Genomic DNA, 8,713 nt, shown 5'->3' on the forward strand with positions numbered 1-8,713 from the left:
CATCGCGGAACAGTGTTCGCGCTGCGGGTGCAACTGACCGTGGTCCTCAGCGAACCAACCGAGCAAGGTCCCCGGGCAGCGGCGCGGTTACCTTGATGTGACCGCTTGCCGGCGAGTCCAACGCGATCTCCGCGAGATGGAGCCAGAAGCGATCCTCCGGCAAAGCCGCGACTTCTGGGCCACCGTAGAGTAAGTCTCCCACAATCGGAAAGCCCGCACTCGCCAGATGGAGCCGAATCTGATGGCGGAGGCCAGTGCGCGGCACCACCCGAATCATCGTGGTGGATCCGACCCCGCGCACCGGCTCCACTAGGGTAGCGGCAGGCCGGCCTGCGCGTTTTCGGTCCTCAGTATCGGGGTCTCCGAGCATCATCTTGCGAGAGTTTGCCCGATGATGGGCGATGGGAGAATTCAGTTCCAGGCGCGAGGCCAGGTGTCCGGCAACCAGTGCCTGATAGACGCGCACTATTTTTCCGGCACGGATCGCGCCGCGCAGGACGGTGAACGCTTCCGGAGTCCGCGCTATTAGCAACGCGCCCGAGGTACCGTTGTCGAGCCGATGGACCAGGCCGCCTTCGCGCGGTGTATTGCCCGCCGCCGCGGTTTCCGGAAAGCGTGCCACCATGGCGTTCATGACCGTATTGGACTCGCCGGCGAGCAGCGGATGACACGGCATGCGGCCCGGCTTGTTGACCACGATCAAGGCGCGGTCGAGGTAGAGTCTCTCGATGGCCAGCTTGGGGTTTGGCTCGATTGAATTCGCACGAAGTTCGGCGACGACTTCGACGCGATCGGTCGGACCCACAACCTGGGCTTTGTCCAGCCGAGCGCCATTGACCCGCACCATCCCGCGAACGATCAGCTCCTGTGCGGCACGCCGCGAGGGTGCGCGACCAGTCAACACCAGATAGCGGTCGAGGCGTTCTCCGGTATCGGATGGCACGACCGGCTATTTTGGTGCTGACGGCGCCGCGGGGGAAGATGCGGGCGAAGGCGCAGCGAGGCGGTGGTAATTCGGAAATTCCAGATAGGACGCGAACAGCAGGACGCCCAACAGGATGAGCGCGGCGACGATGTCCATCACCCCGAGCCTGGTGGCACCGCGTTGCGATTTGAAACGTCCGGCAATGGTCATGCAGTCTCCCTCTGCGGCGACCGGAGCGACCCTCGAGGCTTACCCTTGGGCCTGCGCGGCGCTGCGCACGGCCGAGTTGACCGCGCCGCGTCCCGCGTTGAGGGGCAGGCCAAAGAGCCGCCGCAGCTCGCGCCCGGTCAGCGATTGTTCCGCGGCCGCGATTTGCAGCGGGTTACCACGGGCAACTATCGCACCGCCCTCATCTCCGCCGCCGGGACCTAAATCCAACACGTAGTCGGCGTGCGCGATGAACTCCAGATTGTGCTCAATCACCACCAGCGCGTTGCCTTCGGCGACGAGTTTGGCCAGCACCCGCAACAAGCGGCGCACATCGGTGGAGCTCAGTCCGGTGGTGGGCTCATCGAGCAGAAACATTCGCGGCAGGCTTTTGCCCTTCGAATTAAGCGGATTCGGCTCCAGGTCCGCGAGCAGAAAGCGGGCCAGCTTGAGACGTTGCGCCTCACCACCCGACAGGTTCGAGGTGGTTTGTCCCAGGCGCAGGTACCCCAAACCCACCGAAGCGAGCGCATCGAGGCGCTTGACGATTTGCGGATGCGCCCCGAAAAACGTTCGCGCATCGTCGATGGTGAGATCGAGCACCTGGTTAATGTTAAGCCCACGGTAGCGGATCGCGAGGATCGCGGTTTGAAAGCGGCGTCCGTCGCACACCTCACACTTCACTTCGAGGTCGGCCATGAAGTGCATCTCGATGGTCACGGTTCCGGTGCCCGCACATCGTTCGCAGCGGCCCCCGGCGATGTTGAAGGAAAAGTGTTTCGCCTGGATTTTCTGACGCCGTGCTTCCGCAGACGAGGCGAACAGCTTTCGAATCTCGTCGTAGATTTTCAGATAGGTCGCGGGATTCGAGCGCATCGAGCGCGCCGGTAACTCCTGCCCCAGGTGGATGATGTCGCCGAGCTGGTCGAGTCCGTCGATGCGATCGCATTGGCCCGCCTCGGCGGCTTCTCCGCGCCGTCTGAGCCAGTGGTTGTACAGCACGTCTTCGACCAGGGTGGATTTACCGGACCCCGACACGCCGGTGACGCATGTCATCCTGCCCAGCGGGATGGCCGCGTCGAGGTCGCTCAGGTTGTGCTCGCGCGCGCCGTAGATGCGCACGGCTGGGTCGCGTTTGCTGAAGCGGCGCTCATGCGCGATCGCGCGCATCAGCAGAACCCGACCTGCCTTGCTAGCAGCGCTGGCCAGCCGGGTCGCCGCCGGCGGTGCCGCGTGGATGAGGCGGCCGCCTTCGCTGCCTCCGCCCGGGCCTAGTTCGATCACAAAATCCGCGCCTTCGATCATGGCCGGATCGTGCTCGACGACCACCACGGTGTTCCCGAAGTCGCGCAGGCGTTGCAACACGCCGAGCAGGCGGCGCGCATCCGCAGCGTGAAGACCAACGGTCGGTTCATCAAGCGCATACAGCGTGCCGATCAGCAATGAGCCGAGCGCGCTTGCGAGGTGGATTCGCTGTGCCTCGCCCCCGGAGAGCGTGCGAGCCTGACGTTCTAGGGTGAGGTAACCGAGGCCAACGTCGATCAGGTAGCCGACGCGATTTCGGAGTTCACCAATAACCACCTCGACGCGATCGTGTACGCTCTTCATCCCTGCGAGCATCTCAAGCCATTGGGCAAGATCGCGCATTGCCATCCGTCCCACGTCGGCAATGGTCTTACCTTCAATCCAGACGTTGAGGGCCTCGCGCTTGAGCTTGGCCCCGTTACAGACCGGGCAGGGAACAAAGCGGCGATATTTTGCGAGCAGGATGCGCACGTGAGTTTTGTAACGGCGCCCTTCCAGCCATTTGAAGAACCCATGCACCCCCGGCCAGCGATCCGGGTCCCATCCGTCGTGTGGCCCCGGGTCGCCGTCCAGCAGCCAGGCGCGCTCTTCATTGCTCATCTCGCGAAACGAGACGGCGGTGCGAACTTTTCGTCTCCGCGCCAGCTTGAGCATCCAATCGTTCATTTCGCGGTACGCGGGAGTTCGCCAGGTTGCGATCAGCCCTTGCCGAAGAGAGAGATTGGGGTTGGGGATGACCTTTTCCAGGTCGAGTTCGACGGTCCGCCCAAATCCTTCACATTCGGGGCACGCGCCGATCGGGCTGTTGGAGGAGAATAGGGCGGGCACCGGCTCCGGGTAGGCGATTTGGCAGTGCGAGCAGTTGAACCGGCGGTCGAAGTCGCTGGTCTCGACTGGCCGGAAGGAGCCGTTGTCGCGCTCAATCTTGACGACCCGCGCCCGGCCCGTGCCAAGATAAAAGGACTTCTCCAATGCCTCGCGCATCCGCTCGGAATCTCCGAGTCCGGCGATCGCGACGCGATCGACCACAACGGCCATTGGCCCGGACATGCTGCGGCGGCCGTCGGCGAATTCCACGGTTTCGACGATGGCGTTTTGATCGTAAACGCGATGGTAGCCGTTCTGGATGAGATAGTTGGCGGCATCGGCGAGCGTTCGCGAGCCGATGTCGAAAGGCGCCAGAAACAGATACATCCCGGGCACGTTCAGCAGCCGCTCGGCCGCGCCAGCAACGGTGTCGCGCGTGACTTCGCCGCCGCATTGCGGGCAGATGGTTCGTCCAATCCCGGCGAACAGCAGGCGCAGGTAATCGCTGATCTCGGTGACAGTTCCAACTGTCGAGCGCGCATTCTTGATCGTGTTCTTTTGCCGCAGCGCGAGCGCCGGCGGGATTTCCGAGATCGAATCGACATCGGGGCGATCCATGCGTTCCAGAAACAGCCGGGCGTACGTGGAAAGGCTCTGCACGTACCGGCGCTGGCCCTCTGCATAGAGCGTGTCGAATACCAGGCTCGATTTACCCGATCCGGAGACGCCGGTTACCACGCTGAGTTTGCGATGCGGAAGCTCGAGCGAGATGTTCGCAAGGTTGTGGGTACGCGCCCCGCGGATGATGATTGAGCGGTCCAAGCGGTTGTCCGGGGTTTATCTGGGATCCGAGAGGGGGCGGGCTTTTTTCTTGCGCTCGCCCGGATATTCGTCGGCGACCTCCCCGTACAATTCGCGCAAACGCAGATCGAATTCGGCCCGCAAGAGACGTTCCTTGCCCTCGCGGTCCGGTTGCGCAAAGTGAGCCAGCTGGCGCAACTGCATTTCCAGCTGCTGCATCAGCCGATTTCGCGCGATGAGGTACTGATAGCCATTCATCGGTCGCTCCACGGGAGCAAATTCCAAAAGTTAAAGATACAGGGTATCCTTTTTTGTGCAGATAACCTACCGTGTCGGACTCCCACACGCTTCAAGTTTCGACATCCACGCCGCCCCGGTTACGGGTGTGGCCGGAACCCGGCATCATCCATGGATTTCTCGGGCGTCTTGGCGGACGGAGCACGGGTGCTTACGAGTCGCTCAACCTTTCGCACTTCGTGGGGGACGATCCGCGAGCGGTGGCGGACAACTGGGAGCGGCTGCGCGGCACGCTGCCCGAGAGCATCGTCTTTTCGCGCGTGAACCAGGTCCACGGCAATGCGGTGCGGGTCGTGACTCACGCGGATGCGGCGACGCGTCCGCGCGCCGACGGCATGGTGACACGCGAACCGGGGATAATTCTCGGAATTTTTACCGCCGATTGCGTCCCGGTTCTGATGGTCAGCGGCCGGCCGCAGGTAGCATGCGCGCTGCACGCGGGCTGGCGCGGAGTGCTGGCGGGGATTGCCCCCGCTGGCGTGCGGAGGATGGAAGAACTGGGCACTCCGGCGAGCGCAATCCGGGTCGCGCTCGGTCCCTCGATTGGGCCCTGCTGCTTTGAAGTCGATGCCGAACTTGCCGGGCGTTTTGTGCGGGAAATTCCAGGCTCCGCGCTCCAGGCACGCGACGGCAAGCCGGATAAGGCGTTTCTCAACTTGCGCGGGATCATTTGTGATCAGCTAATCGCAGCCGGCGTTCCCGCCCACGCCATTACCAACTCGGGTCCCTGCACCCGTTGCGCGAGCGATCAATATTTCTCGCGGCGCGCGGCGGCGGGGGTTACCACGGGACTGCAAATGAGCTTTGTCGGCTTTGCGCCGTGAGCGGCAATGAGTACGCGTAAGCGGCGCAGCAAACGTTCCGCGGGGGTGATGAGGATGGTGCGCAAACCGCTGGCCCCGCCAACGCGCGTGGAAGACGGTCTCACCAAGTATCAGCGCGCGCGCGAAAAGGCGCGCCTGCGCCGCGAGGAAGACTCCTGATGAGCACGCCGGTCGCCGCTGAGATTCGGGTTGGAATCATCGGCGCAGGGCATATCTGCCAGACGCACTCGCTGATGCTGCGGCGGATCAGCGACCGTACCAACGGCAGCGTGCGGGTCATCGCAGTCGCCGACCGCGAGGCCAAGGCCGCGGAGAACCTTGCGGCGCGTTGGCCGCAAGCGAGGGCGCTGGCCAGCACCGCTGAAGTAATCGCGGACCAAACTGTTGACGCAGTGTGGATCTGCACTCCCACCGCGCACCATCGCGAGGCCTGCCTGATGGCAGCGCGCGCCGGAAAGCACATCTTCTGCGAGAAGCCGCTTGCGATGACGGCGGCCGACGCGCAGGAGATGGCCAGTGCCATCCATTCCGCGGGAGTCATAAGCCAGGTCGGCCTGGTGCTGCGTTTTTCTCCGGTATACACGGTCATCCGCGCGCTGGTTTCCGAGCCCAGCGCGGGAGCCGTCCTCGCGGTGACGATGCGCGATGACCAGGACTTCCCGATCCGCGGGGTTCACAACAGCGCCTGGCGCAACGATCCTTCTGTTACCGCCGGCGGTACGCTGGTCGAGCACAGCGTGCACGACTTCGACCTGCTGACCTGGATGTTCGGGCCCCTGCGGCGCATCTACTGCCGCACCCGAAACCTCAACGGCGCCTCCGGTATTGAAGATTTCGGCGCCACTCAAATGGAATTCGCAGCCGGGTTTCACGGGCAACTAACCTCGGTGTGGCATCGCATGATCGGACGGCCGAGCAATCGGCGCCTTGAAATCTTTGCGGAGAGCCTGTTTCTCGCCTGCGACCATGATTCAAGCGGGCCGATCGTGGTTCAACGCGCCAGCGCAGCCCGCGAGGAGATCCTAAGCGAAGCAAAGGTGATGGAGCGGTTTACGCAAATCCTGCTGTCAGAACGCCCCTATCTCTCTCCCCTCAAGGATTCCTTCGCGCTACCCTATGCTCTCGAAGATGGCGTGTTCCTTGCCGCGCTGCGCGGGGAATGCAAAGCGGATCCGGCATTTGCCGAGGGCATCAAAGCGCAGCAACTGGTGGAAGCCGCCTATGCATCTTCGCGCCAGGGTTTACCGGTCGCGGTGCAAATTTAAAGTAAGAGATCAATTTTACGCCAAGGAACCTAACCCATGGTCGACTTCCAGCTGAGCGAGGAGCAACAGATGATCCGCGACACCGTCGGCGCGTTTGCGCGCGATGAAATCCGGCCGGCGGCGCGTCTTGCCGACGAAAATGCAAAGATTCCACCCGAGTTGACCGAAAAGATCTGGCAACTCGGGCTGGTGCGCGGCGCAATTCCCGAGACCTACGGCGGCGACGGTGGCGAGCGCTCAGCGGTCACCGGCGCGTTGGTCGCCGAGGAGCTCGGCTATGGCGATCTGTCGATCGGGCTCCATGCGCTGGCGCCGCGCCTATTCGCTTATCCGATCATGGAGATGGGTACCGCAGAGCAGAAGACCGCCTATCTCAAGCGCTTCACCGCACCGACTTTTGTCCCCGCGACGGCAGCGTTAATGGAACCGTGCTGGGACTTTGACCCGACCGAACTTGCGACCGCCGCGCAGCGCGAAGGTTCGGCCTTCGTTCTCAATGGACGCAAGTGCGTGGTGCCGCTGGCCGCGGAGGCCGAGGTCGTCTTGGTCTATGCGAAAAACGGTTCCGGTAGCGGACTTGAGGGCGTGGACGCGTTCGTGGTCGCACGCGACAACCCGGGGCTAAAAATAAGCGACCGGGAACAGAATATGGGCCTTAAGGGTCTGGCAACCTACGAAATCGCGCTCGACCAGTGCCGAGTCTCGGCGGATGCGCGCCTAGGCGCAGACAAGGGGATTGAGTTCTCGCGCTTGATGAGCGAGTCACGGGTGGCGTTTGCCGCAATGGGAGTGGGCGTGATGCGCGCGGCGTTCGACTACGCACGTGACTACGCCAAGGAGCGCAAGGCCTTCGGCGTGCCCATAGCGACCAAGCAGGCAATCGCCTTCATGCTCGCCGACATGGCGATCGAGATCGATTCGGCCCGCCTGCTGATATGGGAAGCGGCCGCGCGACTCGACAAGGGCCACGACGCTCTCAAGGAAAGTTATCTGGCAAAGAACTACCTCGCGGCAAGCGCGCTGAAGGTAACCGACAATGCCGTTCAGGTCCTCGGCGGACACGGCTACATCCGCGAACATCCGGTCGAAATGTGGCTGCGCAACGCGCGTGCGATGGCCGCGCTCGATGGCGTAGCGACGGTCTAGGAGATCCGCAGACGATGATTGATTTCGAACTCGAACCCCAAGTTGTCAGCCGCTTGCAGATGTATCACGCGGTTGCAGAGAACATGATGCGGCCGATTTCGCGCGAATACGACGAGCGCGAACACGAGGACCCGTGGCAGTTCTTTGAGACCATGTGGCAGGCGCAGTCGCTCAACGACGTTGGCCCGGGGGCGCAAAGCTCAGGCAAAGAACAGCAGGCGGGGCCAAAGTTGCGCAATCTCAACACCGTCATCACCACCGAAGAGCTTTGCTGGGGTGACGTAGGTCTTTTTCTGGCCACTCCCAATAGCGGATTGGGCGGTGCCGCAGTGATGGCGGCCGGGACGCCGGAGCAGAAAGCGCGTTTCCTCAAGCGCTTTGGTGAAGGCAAACCCAAGTGGGGCGCGATGGCGATCACGGAGCCGGCGTGCGGCTCTGACTCGGCGGCGGTCACCACCAGCGCAACCCGCGACGGTGACGATTGGGTGATCAACGGGACCAAGATTTTCTGCACCGCAGGCCACCGCGCGGTCGACAAGTCGGAAGGCTTCGTCGTGGTGTGGGCGACGGTCGACAAGAGCGCCGGGCGGGCCGGAATAAAACCCTTCGTGGTCGAACACGGAACGCCGGGAATGCAGGTCACGCGACTGGAGCAGAAGCTGGGCATCCGCGCATCGGACACGGCGGCGATCATTTTCGACAATTGCCGGGTACCGGCCAGCAATCTCCTGGGCAGCGCAGAGGTGAAGCGGGAGGGCGGGTTCAAGGACGTGATGGCCACCTTCGATGCAACGCGTCCGATTGTTGCCGCGATGGCAATCGGGGTGGGACGGGCAGCACTCGACTTCGTGCGCAATTTTCTCAAGGAACAGAACGTGCCAGTGCGCTACGGGCTCTCGCCGCGCCGACTTAGCGTCGTAGAGCGTGACTTCATGGAGATGGAGGTTCAACTGCAAGCGGCGCGGCTGCTGACCTGGCGGGCGGCCTGGATGATGGACATGGGCCAACGCAACAACCTGGAAGCATCGATGGCCAAGGCGAAAGCGGGGCTGGTGGTTACGCAGATCACCCAGAAGGCGGTCGAGCTGCTGGGTCCGCTCGGTTATTCGCGCAAGCTGCTAGTAGAAAAATGGATG

Annotated in this window: 9 protein-coding genes; 5 read left to right on the forward strand and 4 right to left on the reverse strand. The window is 63.0% G+C overall.

The genetic code is table 11. The features are described from left to right. Positions 1-46 precede the first annotated feature (46 nt). From VGI36_15640 to VGI36_15655, 4 genes are read right to left on the reverse strand one after another with little or no spacing between them, the layout of a single operon-like run. A complete protein-coding gene (locus VGI36_15640) occupies positions 47-943 on the reverse strand; it encodes an RluA family pseudouridine synthase (GenBank protein ID HEY2486578.1) in 897 nt (298 codons plus the stop codon). 6 nt (positions 944-949) lie between these two features. After that, complete coding sequence (locus VGI36_15645) at positions 950-1,135, reverse strand: hypothetical protein (protein HEY2486579.1); 186 nt, start codon at positions 1,133-1,135, stop codon at positions 950-952. Positions 1,136-1,174: 39 nt separating this feature from the next. Then, complete coding sequence (gene uvrA, locus VGI36_15650) at positions 1,175-4,066, reverse strand: excinuclease ABC subunit UvrA (protein HEY2486580.1); 2,892 nt, start codon at positions 4,064-4,066, stop codon at positions 1,175-1,177. A gap of 15 nt (positions 4,067-4,081) precedes the next feature. After that, positions 4,082-4,303: a hypothetical protein gene (locus tag VGI36_15655; GenBank protein ID HEY2486581.1), complete on the reverse strand. Its 222-nt coding sequence runs from the start codon at positions 4,301-4,303 to the stop codon at positions 4,082-4,084. A gap of 71 nt (positions 4,304-4,374) precedes the next feature. Between VGI36_15655 and pgeF the strand changes: the two genes are divergently transcribed. From pgeF to VGI36_15680, 5 genes are all read left to right on the forward strand, one after another. After that, complete coding sequence (gene pgeF / locus VGI36_15660) at positions 4,375-5,166, forward strand: peptidoglycan editing factor PgeF (protein HEY2486582.1); 792 nt, start codon at positions 4,375-4,377, stop codon at positions 5,164-5,166. Positions 5,167-5,172: 6 nt separating this feature from the next. Continuing rightward, positions 5,173-5,325: a hypothetical protein gene (locus VGI36_15665; protein ID HEY2486583.1), complete on the forward strand. Its 153-nt coding sequence runs from the start codon at positions 5,173-5,175 to the stop codon at positions 5,323-5,325. Next, positions 5,325-6,431 (forward strand): Gfo/Idh/MocA family oxidoreductase, encoded by a 1,107-nt coding sequence (locus VGI36_15670; protein HEY2486584.1) that lies wholly within the window; start codon positions 5,325-5,327, stop codon positions 6,429-6,431. Before VGI36_15665 ends, VGI36_15670 begins: the two co-directional genes overlap by 1 nt. Positions 6,432-6,467: 36 nt before the next feature. After that, a complete protein-coding gene (locus VGI36_15675) occupies positions 6,468-7,577 on the forward strand; it encodes an acyl-CoA dehydrogenase family protein (protein HEY2486585.1) in 1,110 nt (369 codons plus the stop codon). 14 nt (positions 7,578-7,591) lie between these two features. Then, positions 7,592-8,713, forward strand: a 1,122-nt coding sequence (locus VGI36_15680; protein HEY2486586.1) for an acyl-CoA dehydrogenase family protein, incomplete at its 3' end; no start/stop codon positions are given.

It is taken from the genome of Candidatus Binataceae bacterium, from assembly GCA_036495685.1.
In the GTDB taxonomy this organism is placed as follows: Bacteria; Desulfobacterota; Binatia; order Binatales; family Binataceae; genus JAFAHS01.